The organism is Microbulbifer variabilis (assembly GCF_056232115.1).
Window position 1 is genome coordinate 2,466,972 of record NZ_CP174325.1, and the last position, 20,031, is coordinate 2,487,002.

Here is a 20,031-nt window from a genome sequence, read left to right on the forward strand (position 1 = left end):
AAGGCCGTCCAGCCGAGTCCCGAAGGGGCTGGGCGTAGCTGCCTGGCTTGTTAACCCCACTTTTCCGCTACCTCATCAAAGCGTTCGGATAACTTCAAGTATGGATCGGACCACCCATTTTCCATTGATGTTTCTTGGATTGGACCTGTTGGGGCAAATAAGTACTTGAGTTTAAACATTGAAGGAGATTTCCCGTTCTCAATTTTTTCAATTGCCTTACCTAAAATACCGGAAATCTCCTCTACGCTCATATCGGACCAAATAGAATCTTCAGAGGTTCTAGCCAACCTCAACGTTTCTTTTAGGACATAGAGCATCTCGTCGAGAAGAACTTGATCTCTTTTCTTTACGAATAGCTTGATCATGCTTTCCTAGGGTTAACGTCGCCATAAACGGCTGCCGAAGCGCAGCGTAGGTAGTCCGGTGGAGGCCACGTCTTTTGTGGCCAGAACGTATTTGAAGGCCTTGTTACACATTATCATATGTCTCTACAGAACAACCATCACAACTCAGAACACGATTGCCCGTTAGATTGCCTCCGCAATTCAAACATTGTCTATTTTCCTCTAAAGGAAGGACATCTTTGAAAATTTTACCAAGATTTCTTTCTTTATGCTTGATGATTGTAAAAACAAAATATGCTACTGCTAAAGCCACTGCTGCACGTATAGACCAAAGCGTTAAGATCTCTATTTTTTCAGTACCATTTGTGAAAAATAAAAAGAATACTAGCGATAGAAACAAGATTATCAGAACTTTGACACTGATAGATGTTTCTCTATTTGCCTGCTTGTCTCTACCGCATTTATTACAAACCCAGACACTATTATTGCCAAGAGGAATTAATGGGATAAAAAACATGTGAAACCATGAAAACCACTTCCATTCGACTTTAATCTCTTCACTTTTACAACTCTTACAGTACGATTTTTTTATAGCATTCTTTCTTTTTCTAAATTTATGTGTGCCAAAAATATAAAACATGGCTATTCCTTATTGTGATGTGTAACGCTCACCGCAGAGGCGAGCAACTTGTTGTTGCGAGTCCAGCGCACGAAGTGCGCGCTTGTGCCGGTACTTGTTATGTTTCACGCTACTACGACCTCACTTCAAGATCTAATGGCGATATATACAAGCTATTTGGAGAAGAATTGTGACAGTGCAACCCCATTTCACTTAGATTTCTTTCGAACCTCACAAGAACTCGCCCACGAGAGTTTTCTAACTCTTCGATTGTTCCGTACGCTCCTATTAATCTCCAGTAGTTCTCCGCAGGATCACAGTCTTGAGGTGATAAAGAATCACCATTAAAGGATACAAGCTTTACTTTCGATCCAAGATTCATCGTTTACTTCTCATTCGAAACATAACGCCTAAAGCAGCGGCGCGCGTTAGCGCGTCCAGCCCGAAGGGCGATGCTGCCTTTACTTGTTAAGTGATTACGGATTTGAGACATTATTTAAACTCTCAAATATTTCCGAGAAATATTTTTCAATATCTGAACCTACCAACACTTCAGGGATTTCACCCCTATTAATATACTCCGCTGCATTGATAGTTCTTATCGTGTTGTCACCGGTAAGATGCCCACTAATATGTGACATCAGCATTCCGATACGTGCTACATTTTTATGTTCTTCCTCCAGGCGGATTTTATATCCATCCGAAAGCTTTCCGCTGGCCCATTCAATTGCACCATCGTCGTATTTGCACGAGTTCCAAATATATTCAATTAGTTCTTTTTTGGTAACTAGTTTCAATGGATTACTCACTTAACGCCGTGATATGCGGCAGACCACACGTAGCGTGGGCTGTCCGGTGGAGGCCCGCAGGGCCGGAAAGAACATCATCACCTTGTTATACCTGACTTACGTTTATATAGTATTGCTTAGCCGTGAACACAAAATTGTCTTTCTGTTCAATAGCATCAACACGTTCATCGTACGGATCCAATGATAAAGTGATTCTATCATTTTGACTCAAAGCTTTTATGTGAGATACGCAAACACCTGAGTAATCATCGCAAAAGTCGGCCTCCAAAACATTGAGCAACTGAAGTTCAATTATCTCTTCATCAAAGCGAATAAACTTCATATTAACTGAGTTGCCTTGTTTCAAAAGCTCAGAGTAATACTCATATTCTATCGAGAGAGAAACTAGTATCGAATCCCTTAATGCTATTTCTATTTCACGTACTCTCTTCATCTAAACCGCCAAGAGGTATAACAGTTTATTAATGAGCCAGTGGCTCATTATCCATTTGGCCACTATTTCTGAAGTAGCCCCTTCAGGCTAAGTAAAAAAGCTTTTATTTACAGCAAGTTATAAATTTTCGTTCAAATAATAACCGGAGATAGTGAGCCACTGGCTCAAGTCGCCTGATTCAACTACCCGCTCTTGAACATACTTTACCAGTAATTAAATCAATAAGTTAGGAGGAACTCTCCGTGGATGTAAGTCATGGCTCTATAATTCGGGCCTTCGCACTGGTGATACGCTCACTCTACTACTGATAACTACGGCCAGTATTAACTACTTGGTATCGCCATAGTCGTAATCGAGCTATGCACAGCCAAGCGGTTGGCCACTTTGACACTATATTCAGATGCCAGGCCTGCTATATGGTTGGAGACGTTTACCGCTTCGTCGCCATCGGTCTGTAGGGTTTTAGTAGTGACATAAACACTGGACATTGGATCACCGGCTCCGTGAGTCTGTACCGTGTTCTGGCCATCGCCTGCATATACCACTGGGTGGGAGGAGTTACCTCTGGTCGCGACTTGAGTTCATGTTAGTGGATGGTGCTAAGCTCGCCGAATAGAGGTCGATCACCGCGCTGCTACAAAGAAAAATATCAGATTTATGGTACGAGACTGGTACAAGAAATATATTAAAGTTATAACTTATTGATTTTTATATATTTTATTTTGAGTGGGTCCAATCGAGTAGTGGTGCGGTGCAAAAGCGGTGGGGGCTGTATTCAGACATAAACTGCGGCGTAAAAGACTATTAAAAACAGAGTAGCCCGCCATTATATGGGATGTAAAACCCATACCCTATGGCGGGATGGCCTGTTGTTGTTGAATCTGGGTGTCAGCACGGCTCGAAATGTTACCCTTAGCTTCTCCGGATCACGTGCTGACTTGATGGCGAGCCGTATTGTCAAAGTAGTTAACTGCCGGGTTGTCCATTGTTCTATTGCGGCAATGGTGACTATGAACGGGTGATTACTTGTTCGGTGCAAAAGCGACCAGAGTTTGGTCAACACCGGAGCCAGCGGCTGAGCTGGCCAGTTCGCTCGCTATATGGAGAAGCTGGCTGACAACTTTCCCCCGCCAAAGCGGCCCTGAATAAAGCGGATGGTCTGCATTATATGAACAGAGCAGTGGTTGGCAGGTTGGCAACCGCTGCTTCGTTACGAGATAACGGTGATGCCGATACAAATCTGGCTGGGATGGTAGAGCAAACGCTTAGCCTATTAAACTGGGTTCATCAGGATAACCGAGCTACCAGACAGATAGGCTTTATTGGAAGCTACTTAACGTTTTAAACTCCCCTCGAAACCTCTCTTCCTTCCAGCTAGCTGTATCTAAGGCCTGAATAAACTTTGAAATAAAATCAGTGAAGTTCTCGGCAATCAAGAGCTTTGTATCCTCATCTCGGCCAAAAGCTATTATCTGGCCAGGAATTCCTTTTTTACCAGGGTCGAAATCGATACCAATATGGTTGCCTGCCCAATCAAAAGTTAATGGAATCCAAAACTTATTAATATATAGAGGTTTTATAAAGCCCTCCGGATTGGACCGCATGTAATCAGCACAGTCCTTATTCATTTCTTCTTCATCCAGCTCTCGCCAACTATCCCAGCGCTGTGCAATTTCAGAGGTTGATAGAAATTGTGATTCAAAGAAAAGACCTAACCCCCGAAAAAACTGACCATTATGTACTGACAAAAATTCTTTTAAGTCAGCCGGTAGCTCAACACCTAAGTGCTGCTCTAGTACCTCAATTTCGCTCTGTGAACAGCCTGAATTTAAATTCAACTTATCTAAACAGCCAAGTTGAGAAAGCTTCTCTTTTATAACTTCCCAAGAATCCTTCATATCTAGTATCTCATTGTTCCTTGCTATGAAATCAGCATACCATGGCAAACCAGAGTCACCAATTGAGTAATTAATTAGCCAAGGTAGCATTCTTCCATTGTGATTGGTATCGATGTATTCCTCGATGAGTATGCTGATTAGCTTTTCTGGGGGAGTGAGGGTTTTGTAGTTTCTATAGGTAGTTTCTATAGAAGGTGGAGCATGCCAAGGTATATTCAAGTTGACAACTTTACCACGTTGGTAATCTATATATAGGGTTTGAATCGGGTACGGTTTGCCCCCATCAGTTGGCTCGCATCGCATTACTGAAGTTCATTGGTGAGGCGTTGGGGAGACTGCCAGGGTTGATGTTTTTGCTGACGAGGAGGGGTGCTGTGGAAAACTGCAAAAATAGTGCGCGGCCGGGCCGTTTATTGGATACCAATCCTACGGTAACCATTATGGCGCCCCTGTATGGACAGGGCTTGCTATGCAAGTCATCGATAGAAAAATCTAATGGCCGAGGATTTTTGTTCATGAAGGCCAAAGATAATCGGAAGAGGTACCAAGTTGATGATAGGTAACCAGTATAAAAAAGTCAGAATCGTAAACCTTTTCGCTCAAATACATCTGATAGAAATTCTATAAAAGCACCTACTTTTGCAATCTTGGCGCGATTTTGGGGATACAGTGCATATATACCTATTCTTTCCATGCTCCATTTTGGTAGTAGGTTAATAAGAGTGCCCTCTTTAACTTCTTGAAAGCACATGTAATCTGGTAAGACTGCGATACCACAAGAATCAATTGTTGCTTGTTTAATAGTTGAGAGGTCATCTGAGTAAAACCTCGGTTTTATTTTTTGTTGAAAAACCCTATTTCCATTTTGCAAAATAATTTTTGACTCATTACCCAAGGCGTTCATAAATAGCCACTGGTGATGTACAAGTTCTTTGATATTTAAAGGTGTACCATTTTTATTGAGATAATCAGGGCTGGCATAAATTTTTCTGCAGGCGTGACCGAGGGGCCTCGCAATCAGCCTTGAGTCACCCATTTCCCCAACCCGTACAACAACGTCAAAACCCTCCTCGATCAGGTCTACCCGATGGTTCACCAGGCTCAAATTCATTTGTATTTCTGGATAGTGATTCAAAAAAATTGCCAGGGCTGGTTTTAGGATTTGCTGGCCGATAGTGATTGATGCGCCAACCTTAATAGGACCGCGGTGAACTTGTAGTACCTCAGAAACTTCGGCCTCTGCCAGCATCATTTCTTCTTCAATACGTTTACAGTGACTTAAATACTTTCTTCCTGCTTCTGTTAAAGCCTGGGAGCGGGTAGAACGTTCTAATAGCTTGACGGATAGTCGATCTTCTAGCCGAGCGACCTTTCTGCTTACGTTGGCTTTTGGAATTCCCAGACGGTCTGCAGCTTGAGTAAAACTGCCTGTCTCTACCACCGCCAAAAAAACCATCATATCGTTTAAGTCGTGAATCATGGAAATCTGTTGTTGTTAAAAATGAAATAATTTTGTTCATTTTTTAGTATATATCAAACAATAGATTGCACCTAAGATGCTCCCGTATTGCAAATGTCTGGGAGGCACATTTTGAAGATTCTCACTCGTGACTCGTTACCGTTAGGTGGTTTTGCTGGGCTAAAAGAGCACAGGCTGGTAACCGACAGTCGTGTATTTGGCCCTCATAAACGCCCAAATACCTTTGAAGGCCTGGATAACTTTGTGTATTTGGCCGATGCGCGCTTTAAACCCCGTGGTGAAACGGGCATGCATCCACATCATGAGATAGATGTTATTTCGGTGATGATAGATGGGCGTATACAGCATGAAGGCTCATTAGAAGATGGCAGGGGGTTGGAAAAAGGTGGCGTACAAGTCCAGCGGGCGGGAGGTCAGGGTTTTACTCACAATGAAGTAAATCCAGATACCAGGAAAAACCGAATGATCCAGCTATGGGTTCTACCTACAGCGCCTGGCCAGGCCGCTGGTTACAAGTATTACATACCTGCCGAGAGTGGAGTTACAAGAATTTATGGGGGAAATAAGAACCAAACAATTACTTTCGATAGTAGTACGATTATTGAAATTGCCAATTTATCGGCGGATCAGCAACTATCAATTAACAGCGAATCTCTGGTGTATCTAACCAAAGGTAGCGGCCGATTTATTGAAGAGGAGCAAAAAGAGACTGTAACAGATGGAGATTTGATCAGAAGTTACAGCGGTAAATTAATAGCGGATACCGATATTAGTGCCATTGTAGTTAGGAAATCCAATCAGTAAATGAGAAGGTAAATGCATGAATAAGTACGTTGAGACATTGACGGTAGATAATTCTGTATTGGCGTTAGTTGACCATCAAACAGGGTTGCTGGTGAGTTGTCGGGATATGGATCCCCATCTAATGACCCAGAATATTAAGGGGCTGACAAGTCTTGCTAAAACAGTAAACTAGCCCACTGTTGTTACTGCAAGTATGCCTGACGGGCCGAATGGACCAGTTATGCCAGAAATAACAGATATCTTGGGCGATGAAATAATTGAGCGCGCGGGTGAGATAAATGCTTGGAAAAGCCCAGAATTTAAACGAGCTATAGCAGCGACGGGCCGTAAAAAAATTATTATGGCAGGTATCGTTACAGATGTTTGCCTGATGTTTCCCGCGATTTCTGCCGTGGCAGAAGGATATGATGTATATGCTGTGGTAGATGCCTCTGGTACTTGGAATAACACCGTTATGCAAGCGGCTATGCATCGTATGAGCCAAGCGGGGGTTAAGGTTGCCACCTGGTCATCTGTGTTGGCAGAGATAATGGACGATTGGCGAAGTGAACATGGAATGGAACTCGGCGAAATATTAGCTCAGCACACTACATACCGCTGGGTATACAACAGCTACCTTAGTGCAACTAACCAAAAGTAGTTCAGAGCCCCTCTTGTGTTAATAAGAGGGGTGGGAGAATGTTCATGCGTCACCATAACAGGCATCTCGTTGTATTTATCACTTTTTTATCGTTGGTGCCCCTCGTATATTTTATTCCCGATGGAGTGGTCCAAATTTTACCAGATCAAAAATTCCTCCAAGTAGTTGTTGCAGTGGGTATAATTGTGCCTGTTACTAGCTATTTGATTTTACCCTTAGCTTTGTATGCTGTTAAATATATCAAGAACAAGCATATTAGGTCTGTTGTTCATAGGTATTTCTGCAGGTAATGCTTTTTTCGGTACTATTGCCCCTATCTGGTTAGGTGAGGGGGAAGGCACTCTCCTTTAGGAGAGTGGATAACCTGGGTTCAAAACAATGGCGGCATCCACTCTAGCTATATATTTGATAACTTATTGAGTGCTCAGATAAAAACTTCAGAAGTATCATTATATTGATGCAGCTTACGTTAGAGCGTATTATTTTTCATCTTCCTAGAAGTATGGCTAGCCAGAAAAAATTGATAGCTTGCTGTTTTTAAGAGTATATCTGATAAAAGGAATTAAGTATGAGAAGTAAACTAATCTGTCTGAGTATTGCAGCAATGGCTTTGGGAGGTTGCACTACTCTGATGAAAGAAACCGTCTCTAAGAGGGCGCCTTTTGACTTGAATTGTGATGCTTCATCTATAACTATCCACCAATTGGGTACCAGAACATATGGTGTTGCCGGATGTGATAAGCGAGCCACCTATGTATTACAAGGGCCTTGCTCAGGCCCTGGAAGCATGTGTGTAGCTGTAATGAATTCTAGTGTAGAGGAAGGTTAGAAGTAGGGGGCAATAAGCCAGCGGGTGCAAAGGGTTTCTCTCTGCTGGCTGAAACTTGTTACTCACATGAGTACTGCTCTTCAATAGATTTTCGGTAAAACTAATCCACTCCTGTAGTGCCAAATACCTAAACTCTTTGTTCCTTTAGAGGTTCGGTTAGAGTAGAGGTTTGATTAGAAGGTACTGTAGTTTTGTATGGTTTTTCCATAACTGGCTGCCGATCTCTCCACTGATATTTTCACTGAAAATTACCACGTCCCTATTTTGCTATCGTAGAATTAAGCTCTGCGCGGGACTTTATTACGGTTAATCGAGAGAAGCATTGAATTCTTTTGATCGATTAGAGGTTCCGTTCCCGCTCAGAGGTGCTGGAATGGCTAGAGGTTTCAGTGCTTTCGTGAGTTGATGTTGCCTTATCCTGCAGAGTGGCTTCGAGTTTCCGTGCCAGTTTTCGCGCAGTGGCGCGGTAGCTGGTGAGTTTCCCACCGGCTACGGCGAGAATCCGAGGTTTGCGCTCATCATCGCAGCAGATCATAGATTCCCTTGAGCGTGCAAATGGGCTTTTCTCCGCTTCAGGTAGTACCCGCAGACCGGCAAAGCTTTCACAGATATCTTCAGCTTGCAGCCCGCGAGTCTGGGTGAAGTATTGCTGCACAGTGCGCAGCAGGTAGGACTCCTCCTCAATTGTGGGGGACACATCCCGCGGATCACCGCAATAAGGACGTTCTGTGGTGCCCACCAGGGTTTTATCCTGCCAGGGCATCACAAAAACTGCGCGTCCATCATCAGCTTCCACATAAAAGATTTTGTTGCCAAGAGATAGCGGGAGCAATATGTGGGTGCCTGCGACCAGATCTATTGGTGGAAGGGCGACTGGCGGTGAGCAGCGGGCATTTGTAGTGGCGACCCAGGGGCCGCTGCAGTTGACCAGGGCACGGGTGCGCAGTGTGTTGAGTTTACCGTCGGCCACATAGTCAATCCGTACACAATCTTCAGTGACCTCCGCTCCTACCAAACTGCCGGGACAGATAATCTGTGCACCATGGGCAATTGCGGATGCAACCACATCACGGGTGAGGGCGGCATCATCTGTCTGTGCATCGTAGTAGCGGAATACGGCAAGTAAATCTTCACGCTTTAGACCGGGCAGGGTATCCCATTCAGACCTAGGCAGGGATCGGAATCTAGAGTCGCCATTTCGAATACCGGAGAGCAGGGCATAAAGGCTGAGCCCCAGTCTGACCATCCAGGGAGATCTTTTGCTGTTGCGATACACAGGGATATAAAAAGGCACCATGCGCACCAGCTGAGGTTTGTTATCCAGTAACCAGCTGCGTTCGCGCAGGCACTCATAAACCAAGCGGAATTGTCCGCTTTCCAGATATCGCAAGCCACCGTGAATCAGTTTTGAAGAGCGTGAGGAGGTCGCAGCGGCAATCCCCAGCTGCTCCAAAATGACGACAGAGTGATGGGCTTGGGCCAGGGCCTCTGCGGTACCGGCGCCGAGAATTCCGGCGCCGACGACTAGAACGTCAAAATCCGTAGACATCACTCGCTTCCCGGGAGCGCATTAATAATGGCAGGTTACCGGTCAGGATATGGTGTGCGCCGCGTTTACGCCAGAGAACGGCCTCCTCTGTGGAGTTGATTTCATAAACAACCCACTGCCAAGGCCCCGGTGGTAGTTCATTGCACTCAACAAAACTGTCCCGAATCAGCAGATACTCAGGTGCAAGAGTAACAATATCTGCCGATAGACAGCGGGAGACGCAGCTGATCTGCAGTGCCACCCTGTGCCAACCCATATTGCGTGCAGCGCGTAAGCTGCGACAGTCCTGGGAGAGCAGGGCGAAGGATTCGCGTTCATTACGCATGAGGTCCAGCAGCTTTTCCACTGCTGCGGTGAAACCGATGCCGGTAATATTGGATGCGGAAATCCCTACAAACCAGTCCAGGTGGCGATGACAGCTTGCCCAGTCCACCAGTTGGATAAATGAGTTGATGGGCTGGTGGTGTAGTTGTGAATCCCTCAGTTCGTGAAAGAAGTGCACGCGCTTATCGCTGGGCAATTGCAGTGTATCGCTGTGGAAACACCAGGGTGTTCCGTCCAGGCTGAAGCGGACATCGCACTGGATTGCGCAGGCCCCCAAGTTATGGGCTGCTTCGAAGGCGGCGATTGTATTCTCCGGTTGGCGGGTCTTGTCGCCTCGGTGCGCGATTAGCATGTGAGTAAAGTCCGGAAAGCGGGTGTTATTGTCGGCTGGATTTGGGGCGAGTGGCCCCTGTCACCAATGGGTATTTCCGACCTGGGTAGGCCCCGGGTCTTACAGGAAAAATAGACTGTGCTCCAGTTGTTGCAAGCATGGTGGGGCTGAAATATTGGCGCCTGGTACCATGAGCCGGCAGTAGGGATTGAATTAGGCTGGATCGCCAACTGCAGTTTACGCAAATGTGATGGTGCTGGGGCTCTGAGAGGTATGGTGGGAAGTTTAACGCTGGCTTTGGTGCAGCTCATCTTTGGGGTGGCGCCATCTTCAATGCAAAGTATTGTCGCAGCAGGCAATGCAGTATCCGCTAGCGCCCGGATTATATTGATATTGCCCACCTGAGCTGAGTGGCGCCAGTTTGAGAAGGGAGCTAAGCGCGAGCTGTGTTTGAGACAGATTCCCACACAGCATTTCTCCTTGGTCGCAACTGGGTTGGATGAAGGTGAACAGCAGAAGCCGCTTTCACTGGGGGCTGGAGATTGCCTTTCTGAAGTGCGACTGAAAGATTACTCTCAATTGGTTATTACAGAGAAATAATTATCTTTCCCAAGGCTTGATTGGTAAATAAAGCCAACTGCCGCCCACTCCTAGTGTAAAATACCGCCACCAGAATAATGAATGCCGAGTTATTCACTTTCCTATGAAAAAGATATTCCTTGCATTGCTTTTGGCAATTTCACAGCCAGCCCTGGCTGCGATGTCTCTAAACAAAGTAATCCTTTACCTCGATGACGCTCCCAGTGCTCGGGATGACGTTGTAATCACCAACCCGGATAATGAGACTCTGTACTTACAAACAGAGATTTTCCGGGTGGATAACCCCGGGCAGGAGAATGAGCAGCGTGTAAGGGTGGTGAACCCCGATGAATTCAAGCTTCTTGTTAGCCCAGCCAAGGCTGTCCTGGCACCAGGAGAAAGAAGACGTTTCCGCCTGATGGCCTTGGATCGTGACCTGGAAGAAGAGAAAGTTTATCGGGTGACGTTTAAGCCAGTTGTCGGAAAAATCAAAACTGAGCAAACGGCCTTAAAAATACTCGTAGCCTACCAGGCCTTGGTATTTGTGCAGCCAAGCAGCGGCCAGTATAAAGTTGAGCTTGTTGGGGAAGGAGATAGCTACAAGCTGGTTAATGATGGCAATATCAATATTGAAGTTGTTGAAGTACGTCATTGCCTCGACGATGGAAACTGTAGGAAATTGAATGTATCGGGCCGTTTGTATGCCAGAACTAATCTCTCACTTGAGGACATCCCAAAAGATGGGGAGTTGGAAGTACTGTTACGTGGGCGCAAAAGCGAAAGGGTTCGTTTCCCTCTTAACAGTTAGCCTAAATTTTTTTCGATATAGCGACTAATAAAGTTAGTGGCTTTTTATATTTTTCTGCCTTGAGAGGTTTTATTTGACGCTGGCTCCTGTGGTAAATCTACTGGCTACTAACCGTCACCGTCAAAACATCGGTATAAAACGGTTCGTTGGCATTTTCCCAGTCTGACGGGGAGACGCTGATATAGATTCTCGCGTTGTCAGAAATACAGGACTCATCAGTCCTGCGGGAGAAGCTACCAGGCACGTCCCCGAGTCCCCCGGGCGCTATGCCGCTGGTGCCCGTTAAGTCATCTGAGAAAGTTACTGTATAGGGTATATTTTCGCTTGATCCACCTAACTCATAACCGCTGCTTCCACCACCGCCGGTACTGCCATTACTACTGCTAAGGTTAACGGTATAGTTGGAGAATCCGATACCGCCTACACAGAAATCTTCTGATCCCTTAATAATCTGGCCCAAAGTGATGCCTGAATTACTCAGGTCGATATCTCCCAGGTTGCGAATAGTAATATTTGGTTCTACTTCCAAGACTATGTCGAACTCTATGGTTTCTGTATCAATGGGGAAAATTAAAAAATACTGGCTTAGTTCCATTTGAAAGTTGCCAGAGTATCGACTGGAAGATGGAGTGAGAGAACCATCTACCTCGATAGAAAGAAAAGCACCTGTATCGGTTGTGGTACCACCAAAGGAGCCGGCCAGAACTCCTGGATTTAATACCTCTGTAATGCCTCCGTTGGAAGTGAATGTTATAGAAATATCAATCTGCTCTCCGTTATCTGAGACCAGTGAAAAAGTATTGCCGTTTAGCGGTAATATTTCTAAATAGTACGACCAGGCATTACCGCGTCGATGACTGCGTAAGGTGAAAGGGATATCCTTGGGGTCTGTTTCGTAATTTAAAGTGTGGGATCCCCCAAGATTACAAGTGCGTAAACTACCATTACTGGAACAACTGGTCTGCGAATTCACTGGTAAGCCCAATCCCATAGCTAGGATAAGTATAAAATAAACAGGCCAAATAGCTTTTTTTAGAAGTGTTTTAGTGGTGTACACCTTTTGCCTCCGAGGTGTATTCGATTTGGCAAAGAGCGCGAGATTGCTCAATGGTGCCTAGATTTAGCCAGTTTTCCCCACCGGATTGGATTTTTATAGGGATGCGGCAGTTACTCCAGGTAATTTCCTGGGCGGTTAGAGTTTGCTGGTCGCCACTCACTTCCAGTTGGAAAACGCCATATTGATCGGTAACAGTATTGTGGTCGCCGATGAAAACCTGAATGTTGGCTATTCCTATGCCTTCATCGCTTAGTCGGCCTAAAACCAGTGTTTGGGGCAAGATCTGGTAGCTCGCTGAACTTACGTTGCCGGGATAAAGGGTGACAGTTTCACTTCTCTCGCGAAAATCAAAGAAGCCTTGTTCAAGCGGGCGCAGTGACAAATCGTAACTTTTAAAAGCCGGTAGATTAATAACAGATTTGTTACCACCCTTGGCATAGCCGCGCCGAACACCATTCACCAGTACTTCAAAATTCTGTTGATCACTTCCTTCAATATCGACAATAACTGCACTTTCCAATGCCCTTTCGCCTCCCCAGGCCAGCTCTCGACCTGTGGAAATCAAGTTGGTGCTAAAGCTTCCCAGATAATTAATGGCATCACCCTGATCATCATGAGTAAAACCGACAGTGGCACTTGCATAGCCCATATGTCCCGCCAGGTGGGTACGGCTTTCCAGGTAATTTGCCCCCGGTGCTTTTTCAACAAAGAGTTTCTGCTCAAACTCTGGTGCCCATAAGTCACGGTCACGCCAGCGGGTATGAAAAGCCAACCGTTCCCCGTCTGTTCCGCTATCACTATTTTCACTGTGCAAATTAGCGGTGTGCTGCCAGTGTTTTGATCGCAGGCGGAACTCGATACCAAGGTTGGAATATTGCAGCCCATCTGCTTTGCCGTAGGAGAAGCTGGCATTGCCTAGCCAATTTGCGCTTTGAAAGAAAGTGCGGCGAAACTCCAGGGTTGTTAGTTTACGTGCTCCATCGGCAGTGTTATCCAGAGTGAAATCATTGGGTAATAGATTTTGAGCTTTGTCCCGCTCGCTATGGCGCAGGGAAAGATGCCCACCCAGAATACCGCTTTGTAAGCTAAAGCTGCGCTGGGAATACCCTCCGGGTAAAAGCTGATAGTTGTTATCGAAAGGCCGCTGGTCTTTTGCTGGAAGCCTGGCCTCCATCGCATTTATGGTGGCAAAAGGCGTTTTGATTAGAGCTTGAAAACGGTGGCCATTACGGCCTTCACTGGTAGTAACCAGGCTTGGGGAAAATTCCAGATATTGCCCCACCCAGCGCAGGCCAACCTCTGCCAGTTGTTGCTTCTCGGTGGTAGCTACTGACGCGAATAGTCCTGTGCCGGTTGAAAGGCGGCGCGCAATCGAGCCTTGAACCAGTCCTTCATCATAATACTCGGGCAAAGTGCCGGTATTGTAGGGTAGAGTGGGTAACCCTGCTTGGAAGCTCCACAACCACTCTCCCGGAGCCGGCAGCAACGAGTCCTTGGCAAAAAATTCTGTGTGCTGGCTGAGTGCTCGCCCGGTCTCATCATATGTACGAATCTCCACTTCATAGGCACCATGCGGCATAGTGGAGGTATTTAATAAACGGTTACCTGCCTCCAATAGTTCTGTGTGAACCAGGCGCTTATCCCGATAGACTTCAACCCGCCCGCGTACTGGCATATTAATTTCCAGTGGGGCTCCTTGCTGGTACTTAATATCGGTACGGCTTCGCTGGGACTTTCGCAACTCCAAACCGTATATAGTCTCTTGAGCCTTAAAAAAATTAAGCCCACCTTGTGGCTGCAATAACCCTATTGAATAGGCCTGCCCACGAAAATCCCTGCTCCAGTGCAAGTTATGAAGCCGGCCACCCTGTTCTGTTGCGTTGGACCAGAGGCTGTGCAGCGCGCTCTCACCAAAACTGATAATGGTATTGCCGCTCAATGTTGCCTGGTAACTATTTGGGCTCCAATCACTTTCGACACCACTCCAGGTGCCACTTAGATTCTGAATTACAGAGAAGTCACTACTAGAAGCCGGTAAGTAAGGGTCTTTAATCGCTGCCTGCAGAGGCAACAGCTCGGGTGCAAAAAACAAATCAAGCCGAAAACGCTCTTCGTCATAGATAACTGCGAACTCCTCAGGCAGCAGGTATCCACAGTTCACTTGTCTAGCTGAGTGACAGATATATTGTGTATTTTTGGACTGGCTTGTTCCCAGTAAAGTGAGTACCCGTTCAGGGTCTTTCACTTCTGGCAGAAGGGCGAGTACAGATTCGGGGGAATCAAAGCGGATATGGTTAGACTCTACTGAAACCTGCGCGGCCCCAATTTCCTTACCACCATAATAGAGATCAACCACAAGATGTTCGGAGACTAGCAGCGCATCAAATCCTTCCGGCGCTGAAGTTTCCAGCAAGAAGGTAGCCGCTGTTGCCGCTAGGGCATCAGATTGAAGGGCTTGCGCCAAGCAAAAAGCCAGCGCCAGCCCTCTCGGGTGACGTCCTGCCATAAGGAGCTGTCGGAGCAGTTGCTAGAGTCCAACTGCCCTCTAAATTACTCGGAAGCTACAGTGATCAGGAGGGTGTCAGTATAGCTAGTGCCGTCTAGCACATTGGGAGTCTGCCAGTCATCATTGGCGACTGTGATTTGAAACCTAGCGTTGTCTGTACCAGTACAGGAGGCGTTTTTTCGGGTTTGATTCCCAAGGGCAGCCCCCTCAGTGACGTTTGTAAAACTGCCCGAGGTACTGTTGTCAAAGCCGACGCTGTAAGTAACTTTTTGGCTTTCATCACTATTAATTAGGCTGAATTCATCATCATTTTTGCCATCGTTGCTTTCAAAGGTAATGCTAAAGGTAGAGAAGCCGAAGCCACCTACACAAAAACCGTCTCCACCAGTTGCATCGGTATCCAGTGCCGGGTCTTCAATCGAAATATTCTCAACACCGTCAATATCAATTGTCGCATTGAACTTAAGCTCGATATCACTACTTTGACTGTCTGATGCTGCTAAAGTGGTTGAAGAGATACTAACAAGCAAGCCTGCTGCGACCAGAGAACGAACTACATTTTTTTTCATGGCCTATCTTCCTGAGCCGTTGATTTATCATTCTGAGGAAAAGTTGCTCGCGGAAATCCCTGCACAATAAGGGCTATTGCGTTAGTCAAGCTATTCCATGTTTATGGCGGCAATCATACTTTTTTCGTGAATCAAGTCACGTCAATTGTGTACTTTATTTGAGCTATGGCACGAAAAGCATCTTTTTGTTGAAAAAATACCGCCTGGGCCCAGGGGCAAGCCAGCGCTATAATCCCGCGCCTTAACAGTCCTTTATCCATCTTCTATCAGGTTTGTCATGACCGTAAGAACCCGAATTGCACCTTCACCAACCGGTGATCCCCATGTTGGTACTGCCTATATCGCTCTCTTCAACCAGTGTTTTGCCCGAGCACAGGGTGGCCAGTTTGTACTTCGTATTGAAGATACCGATCAGCAGCGCAGCACCCCGGAATCCGAGAAAGCGATTCTCGACAGCTTGCGCTGGTTGGGTTTGGATTGGCAGGAAGGGCCCGATGTAGGAGGTCCCCACGGCCCCTACCGCCAGAGCGAACGCGGTGATATCTACAAAACTTACTGTGACGAGCTGGTACAGAAAGGACATGCCTTCCACTGTTACCGTACTGCGGAAGAACTGGAGCAGCTGCGTGAAGGATTACGCGAAGCAGGGCGCACTTCACTGAAGCCCAGCGACCTCGCCCTGCCGGAAGAAGAGGTAGAGAAGCGCCGCGCCGCCGGAGCGCCTTATGTTGTGCGCATGAATGTGCCTGAGAGCGGCACTTGTGTAGTGGAAGACCTGCTGCGCGGTACTATCGAGATTGACTGGGCCCAGGTAGATGCCCAGATTTTGCTCAAGTCCGATGGAATGCCCACTTACCACCTGGCGAATGTGGTAGATGATCACCTGATGGAGATCACCCATGTACTTCGTGGTGAAGAGTGGATTAACTCTGCGCCCAAGCACAAGCTGCTGTATGAATACTTTGGGTGGGAAATGCCGGTGCTCTGCCACTTACCGCTGTTGCGCAACCCGGACAAGACCAAGCTGTCCAAGCGTAAGAACCCCACCTCTATCCTCTATTACCAGCGCGCCGGCTTTATGCCCGAAGCCCTGCTGAACTACCTGGGCCGCATGGGCTGGTCCATGCCGGATGAGCGTGAGAAGTTCTCCCTCGAAGAGATGCTGGAGCACTTCGACATCCAGCGTGTCTCCCTGGGCGGCCCGGTATTCGATGTGGAGAAGCTGTCCTGGCTGAATGGCCTGTGGATTCGCGAGCTGGAAAACGAGCAGCTCGCCGATCGCCTCACCGAGTGGATGTTTAACCGTGACAATCTGCTCAAGGTGCTGTCACAGGCCAAAGAGCGTATGGAGACCTTCGGAGATTTTGCTCCTCTGGTTAGCTTCCTCGCCTCCGGCAAATTGCCCCTGACCGAAGAGAGCTTCAGCGGTAACAAGCTACCCCTGGATGACCAGAAGAAACTGCTGCAATTTGCCCTGTGGCGCCTCGAAGCCCTGCGTGCTTGGGATAAGGACAGTATCTTCCAGGCAGTGAAAGCCCTGTCCACAGCCATGGAAATCAAGCTGAAAGACTTCAACGCCCCACTGTTTGTTGCCATCAGCGGCACCACCGCCTCCTTCTCTGTGATGGAAGCCATGGTACTCCTGGGCCCCGACCTCAGTCGCGCCCGCCTGCGTCAGGCAATCGACGTACTGGGCGGCGCCGGGAAGAAGGTGCTGAAGCGCTGGGAAAAGGAGTACGCTGGGCTCAATTAAGGCTTTGCTGCCTTCATAGCCCTTGGAATTGACAGCTTCTGAGGGCGTCCATTGTTGGCAGCTAACTAATTGATTAAAAAGTTATTTTTTCTGTTGACAGGCGCCTAAACCTTGCTAAAATGCGCCCCGCTTTCGACGGAAACGTCAGGCAGCAGAATTTGGGGCTATAGCTCAGCTGGGAGAGCGCAACACTGGCAGTGTTGAGGTCAGCGGTTCGATCCCGCTTAGCTCCACCAAATTTCCCTTGTGCTTCAAGGGGTTGTAGAAGAAAAGAAATTGACTTCTGCAAGGTGCACACAAACTGCACATAAACCCGTACACAAACTTACGGGTGGAAAAAAGGGCCTTTATAGGCCCTTTTTTTGTTTGAATCTTCACATCTCGAAGCTCTTGTATAATCTTTTTAAGGTGGCGTTAATTTTAGTGCCATTTCTGCCTATCCAGGCCCGATAAAACTACTTGATATGGTTATTGAAACCTACGATGGGGTAGTACGTTCTTTAACGCCATGTCGTATCCATTTGTTAAGCTGAAGTCAAAGCGCTTTTATGCTAGGAAGCCGAGCCAAGAATTTTCATGTTGCTCAAAATTTATTGGCCATATGAGTTGTCTTAGTGAATATGTCGTATTGAAGGTTAAGGCTTCCTTGCCAGTTATTAAGTTATATTGAGATTCCACCGAATTTATCTTGCTCCCGAAGTGATTGAATTTTAGGCGTATTAAGAAGCTTTTCTTGAATTAACTTTTAGATTTTCTCATGCCTCCATATAATCGCATGGTATAGGGGCAAATAAATTATCGATGGAGCTGAAATGTTAGATGAAATTGAGATTGAAAAAGAAAGTGAAATTGATTTTGAATTCTAAGAAGAGGATGAAAGTTATCCTCTTAATGAATATCAGTTAACAACAGCTCCCAATGACTTTAACATTTTGACAATTGTTAGTTTCATTGAATCAAATGTATTCAAAATACCTACTTTTTAAAGGCATTATGTTTGGGATATAAAGCGTGCTTCAAAACTAATAGAATCATTGCTAATAGGATTGCCTATCCCGCAGATTTTTTATATGAAAGTGGAAGGAATGAGTTCTTAGTGATAGACGGTCAGCAAAGACTTATGACCATTTACTATTTCGTAAAAGGAAGATTTTCACGAAAAAATAAGCGTGGAGAGCTTCGTGAAATTTTTGATAAGTATGGAAAAATTCCTGATGACGTAATGGAAGATGATAAGTTTTTCCAGAAATTCAGCCTGAATCTTGATGGGCTTGTAGAGGGAGAGGAAAATAAATTTAGTGGAAAAAATTATAAGACCCTTGAGAATTTTAAAACTTCATTAGACTTATCAACCATAAGAAATATGGTGGTGAAACCCGTTTCTGGAGATGAAGAAGACGGGGCAATGTTTGAAATATTTAACTGTCTGAATAGTGGTGCGTAAACCTTGGTGTCCAAGAAATTAGAATGAGCTTATATCATTCTGATTTTTTAAGGTCATTATTGGATATGAACAAAGATTCATGTTGGATAAGTATTCTGGGAAAGGAAGACCTCGAAATACGTTTAAATGATGTGGAAGCCATATTGCGTGTATTTGCAATGGTAACTTATGTCAATAATTATAAAAGAACAATTACTGGTTTAATTAATAAATATGCCAATCATGCTAAAGAGTATGATACAAAAAAATTGAGCACTTTAAAAATATTTGGGATTCATTTTTATCTAATTGTAGTGGTCTTGATGTTTCTAATTTCATCAATCAATACAGGCGTTCCAGTATTATGCTGTTTGAATCAGTGTCCTATGTCTCTACAAAGGATGCGATAGAATCTGGTAGCCTGGTTACGAAACCTATTACTGAAGAGTATATTAACTCGCTTAAATCAGATGAAAAATTTCAAGTATTCACTACGGGTAAAACCACTCTACAAAAGAGTGTCGTGGGGCGTTTGAATAAAGCTAAATAAATTCTTCAGAGCTAAAATTATGCATGTACGAGATGATGCACTGATAGCGGTTGAGGCGCTCTTTGTAAATTATGAATAAAATTACAATTTGTTACTGAGACTCGGGGAAGTAAGCTTTACAAGTGATTATAAAGATCAATTTGCAAAGGTTGCATTACTGGCTTGTGCTAGTTATTTTGAAACAAAGGTGACAAAAGTTGTTCTTGAGGTGTTGGCGACTCAAGAGTGTTTATTAACGTATAATTTTGTAAATAAAAAGGCCTTAACTCGACAATACCATACATTATTTGACTGAGAGGAAAATAATTCTAATAAAATTTTTGCTTTATTTGGTGATGAATTCAAGAAGTTTATGAAAGATAAAGTGAAAGAAGATGATACGCTTAATGATTCTATTAAGGATTTTCTTCAATTAGACTTATTGAGAAATAAATTAGCTCATAATAATTATGCAATATTTTATTTTAGCTTAACTGTTGAGGATGTTAGAGAGAGGTTTTATAAGACTTTAGATTTTGTAAAAAGTCTTCAGGAGTGTCCGAAAGATTTTAGTAAGTTGAGGCAGCTAGAAATATAGGGAATAATTTAAGTTTTGGTAAAGAATGTTTAGCTGTGTTTTTAATAATAATCAGCAGTAATCTCTCATATTTATAGATGAAGATCAGTAACTCATTAATATTTAGATGGGACCAAAAGTGATATAAAGAAGTTTCTTTTGAATTAACT

General features: G+C 45.2%; 19 protein-coding genes and 1 tRNA gene. 8 read left to right on the top strand and 12 right to left on the bottom strand.

Going from position 1 to position 20,031, the window contains the following annotated elements:
* Nucleotides 1-50: 50 nt before the first annotated feature.
* From ACJJI7_RS10900 to ACJJI7_RS10920, 5 genes are all read right to left on the bottom strand, one after another.
* Complete coding sequence (locus tag ACJJI7_RS10900; protein ID WP_444902156.1) at nt 51-365, bottom strand: hypothetical protein; 315 nt, start codon at nt 363-365, stop codon at nt 51-53.
* Nucleotides 366-468: 103 nt separating this feature from the next.
* Nucleotides 469-984, bottom strand: a complete 516-nt coding sequence (locus ACJJI7_RS10905; protein ID WP_444902155.1) for a hypothetical protein — start codon at nt 982-984, stop codon at nt 469-471.
* Between the two features lie 455 nt (nt 985-1,439).
* Nucleotides 1,440-1,772, bottom strand: coding sequence for a hypothetical protein (locus tag ACJJI7_RS10910; protein ID WP_444902154.1), 333 nt, complete (start codon nt 1,770-1,772; stop codon nt 1,440-1,442).
* Between the two features lie 85 nt (nt 1,773-1,857).
* Nucleotides 1,858-2,205: a hypothetical protein gene (locus tag ACJJI7_RS10915; RefSeq protein ID WP_444902153.1), complete on the bottom strand. Its 348-nt coding sequence runs from the start codon at nt 2,203-2,205 to the stop codon at nt 1,858-1,860.
* Nucleotides 2,206-2,528: 323 nt separating this feature from the next.
* On the bottom strand, nt 2,529-2,750 hold the full coding sequence (locus ACJJI7_RS10920) for a hypothetical protein (protein ID WP_444902152.1): 222 nt from the start codon (nt 2,748-2,750) through the stop codon (nt 2,529-2,531).
* Nucleotides 2,751-3,035: 285 nt separating this feature from the next.
* Here ACJJI7_RS10920 and ACJJI7_RS10925 point away from each other — a divergent pair, with 285 nt between their 5' ends.
* On the top strand, nt 3,036-3,227 hold the full coding sequence (locus ACJJI7_RS10925) for a hypothetical protein (RefSeq protein ID WP_282951582.1): 192 nt from the start codon (nt 3,036-3,038) through the stop codon (nt 3,225-3,227).
* 297 nt (nt 3,228-3,524) lie between these two features.
* Here ACJJI7_RS10925 and ACJJI7_RS10930 read toward each other — a convergent pair whose 3' ends face one another.
* Nucleotides 3,525-4,406 (bottom strand): SMI1/KNR4 family protein, encoded by an 882-nt coding sequence (locus ACJJI7_RS10930; RefSeq protein WP_444902151.1) that lies wholly within the window; start codon nt 4,404-4,406, stop codon nt 3,525-3,527.
* A gap of 274 nt (nt 4,407-4,680) precedes the next feature.
* Complete coding sequence (locus tag ACJJI7_RS10935; RefSeq protein ID WP_444902150.1) at nt 4,681-5,583, bottom strand: LysR family transcriptional regulator; 903 nt, start codon at nt 5,581-5,583, stop codon at nt 4,681-4,683.
* A 111-nt stretch (nt 5,584-5,694) separates the two neighbouring features.
* On the opposite strand from ACJJI7_RS10935, the gene ACJJI7_RS10940 reads away from it, so the two are divergent.
* Together ACJJI7_RS10940 and ACJJI7_RS10945 are read left to right on the top strand one after the other, a co-directional pair.
* Entirely contained in the window at nt 5,695-6,387 is a 693-nt protein-coding gene (locus tag ACJJI7_RS10940; RefSeq protein ID WP_444902149.1) for a pirin family protein, read from the top strand.
* 220 nt (nt 6,388-6,607) lie between these two features.
* Nucleotides 6,608-7,027, top strand: coding sequence for an isochorismatase family protein (locus ACJJI7_RS10945; protein ID WP_475717124.1), 420 nt, complete (start codon nt 6,608-6,610; stop codon nt 7,025-7,027).
* Nucleotides 7,028-8,196: 1,169 nt separating this feature from the next.
* Here ACJJI7_RS10945 and ACJJI7_RS10950 read toward each other — a convergent pair.
* Nucleotides 8,197-9,405: a glycerol-3-phosphate dehydrogenase/oxidase gene (locus ACJJI7_RS10950; protein ID WP_020412048.1), complete on the bottom strand. Its 1,209-nt coding sequence runs from the start codon at nt 9,403-9,405 to the stop codon at nt 8,197-8,199.
* Nucleotides 9,389-10,081: a glycerophosphodiester phosphodiesterase family protein gene (locus ACJJI7_RS10955; protein WP_020412049.1), complete on the bottom strand. Its 693-nt coding sequence runs from the start codon at nt 10,079-10,081 to the stop codon at nt 9,389-9,391. The genes ACJJI7_RS10950 and ACJJI7_RS10955 overlap by 17 nt, the downstream gene beginning before the upstream one ends.
* Before the next feature lie 682 nt (nt 10,082-10,763).
* On the opposite strand from ACJJI7_RS10955, the gene ACJJI7_RS10960 reads away from it, so the two are divergent.
* The gene (locus ACJJI7_RS10960; protein ID WP_020412051.1) at nt 10,764-11,447 is read left to right on the top strand and encodes a fimbrial biogenesis chaperone; all 684 of its coding nucleotides are present in this window, start codon (nt 10,764-10,766) and stop codon (nt 11,445-11,447) included.
* A 97-nt stretch (nt 11,448-11,544) separates the two neighbouring features.
* Here ACJJI7_RS10960 and ACJJI7_RS10965 read toward each other — a convergent pair whose 3' ends face one another.
* The 3 genes from ACJJI7_RS10965 to ACJJI7_RS10975 form a co-directional block, all read right to left on the bottom strand.
* Nucleotides 11,545-12,420 carry a hypothetical protein gene (locus ACJJI7_RS10965; RefSeq protein ID WP_444902147.1) on the bottom strand — a complete coding sequence of 292 codons (876 nt, stop codon included), beginning with the start codon at nt 12,418-12,420 and terminating at the stop codon, nt 11,545-11,547.
* A gap of 70 nt (nt 12,421-12,490) precedes the next feature.
* A complete protein-coding gene (locus tag ACJJI7_RS10970; RefSeq protein ID WP_444902146.1) occupies nt 12,491-15,010 on the bottom strand; it encodes a TcfC E-set like domain-containing protein in 2,520 nt (839 codons plus the stop codon).
* Nucleotides 15,011-15,054: 44 nt separating this feature from the next.
* Nucleotides 15,055-15,579: a hypothetical protein gene (locus ACJJI7_RS10975; protein WP_444902145.1), complete on the bottom strand. Its 525-nt coding sequence runs from the start codon at nt 15,577-15,579 to the stop codon at nt 15,055-15,057.
* 277 nt (nt 15,580-15,856) lie between these two features.
* On the opposite strand from ACJJI7_RS10975, the gene gltX reads away from it, so the two are divergent.
* The 4 genes from gltX (at nt 15,857) to ACJJI7_RS10995 (ending at nt 19,882) form a co-directional block, all read left to right on the top strand.
* Nucleotides 15,857-17,332, top strand: a complete 1,476-nt coding sequence (gltX, locus tag ACJJI7_RS10980) for a glutamate--tRNA ligase (protein WP_282951572.1) — start codon at nt 15,857-15,859, stop codon at nt 17,330-17,332.
* Nucleotides 17,333-17,492: 160 nt separating this feature from the next.
* A tRNA-Ala gene (locus tag ACJJI7_RS10985) sits at nt 17,493-17,568 on the top strand.
* A 761-nt stretch (nt 17,569-18,329) separates the two neighbouring features.
* Nucleotides 18,330-18,776, top strand: coding sequence for a DUF262 domain-containing protein (locus ACJJI7_RS10990; RefSeq protein ID WP_282951571.1), 447 nt, complete (start codon nt 18,330-18,332; stop codon nt 18,774-18,776).
* A gap of 881 nt (nt 18,777-19,657) precedes the next feature.
* Entirely contained in the window at nt 19,658-19,882 is a 225-nt protein-coding gene (locus ACJJI7_RS10995) for a hypothetical protein (RefSeq protein WP_282951570.1), read from the top strand.
* Nucleotides 19,883-20,031: the final 149 nt, after the last annotated feature.

Excerpts from the sequence above, each read along its gene's own strand:
- ACJJI7_RS10900 (WP_444902156.1), bottom strand. The coding sequence starts at position 365 with ATGATCAAGCTATTCGTAAAGAAAAGAGATCAAGTTCTTCTCGACGAG.
- ACJJI7_RS10905 (WP_444902155.1), bottom strand. The coding sequence starts at position 984 with ATGTTTTATATTTTTGGCACACATAAATTTAGAAAAAGAAAGAATGCT.
- ACJJI7_RS10915 (WP_444902153.1), bottom strand. The coding sequence starts at position 2,205 with ATGAAGAGAGTACGTGAAATAGAAATAGCATTAAGGGATTCGATACTA.
- ACJJI7_RS10925 (WP_282951582.1), top strand. The coding sequence starts at position 3,036 with ATGGGATGTAAAACCCATACCCTATGGCGGGATGGCCTGTTGTTGTTG.
- ACJJI7_RS10930 (WP_444902151.1), bottom strand. The coding sequence starts at position 4,406 with ATGCGATGCGAGCCAACTGATGGGGGCAAACCGTACCCGATTCAAACC.
- ACJJI7_RS10935 (WP_444902150.1), bottom strand. The coding sequence starts at position 5,583 with ATGATTCACGACTTAAACGATATGATGGTTTTTTTGGCGGTGGTAGAG.
- ACJJI7_RS10945 (WP_475717124.1), top strand. The coding sequence starts at position 6,608 with ATGCCAGAAATAACAGATATCTTGGGCGATGAAATAATTGAGCGCGCG.
- ACJJI7_RS10950 (WP_020412048.1), bottom strand. The coding sequence starts at position 9,405 with ATGTCTACGGATTTTGACGTTCTAGTCGTCGGCGCCGGAATTCTCGGC.
- ACJJI7_RS10955 (WP_020412049.1), bottom strand. The coding sequence starts at position 10,081 with ATGCTAATCGCGCACCGAGGCGACAAGACCCGCCAACCGGAGAATACA.
- ACJJI7_RS10960 (WP_020412051.1), top strand. The coding sequence starts at position 10,764 with ATGAAAAAGATATTCCTTGCATTGCTTTTGGCAATTTCACAGCCAGCC.
- ACJJI7_RS10970 (WP_444902146.1), bottom strand. The coding sequence starts at position 15,010 with ATGGCAGGACGTCACCCGAGAGGGCTGGCGCTGGCTTTTTGCTTGGCG.
- ACJJI7_RS10975 (WP_444902145.1), bottom strand. The coding sequence starts at position 15,579 with ATGAAAAAAAATGTAGTTCGTTCTCTGGTCGCAGCAGGCTTGCTTGTT.
- gltX (WP_282951572.1), top strand. The coding sequence starts at position 15,857 with ATGACCGTAAGAACCCGAATTGCACCTTCACCAACCGGTGATCCCCAT.
- ACJJI7_RS10995 (WP_282951570.1), top strand. The coding sequence starts at position 19,658 with ATGAAAGATAAAGTGAAAGAAGATGATACGCTTAATGATTCTATTAAG.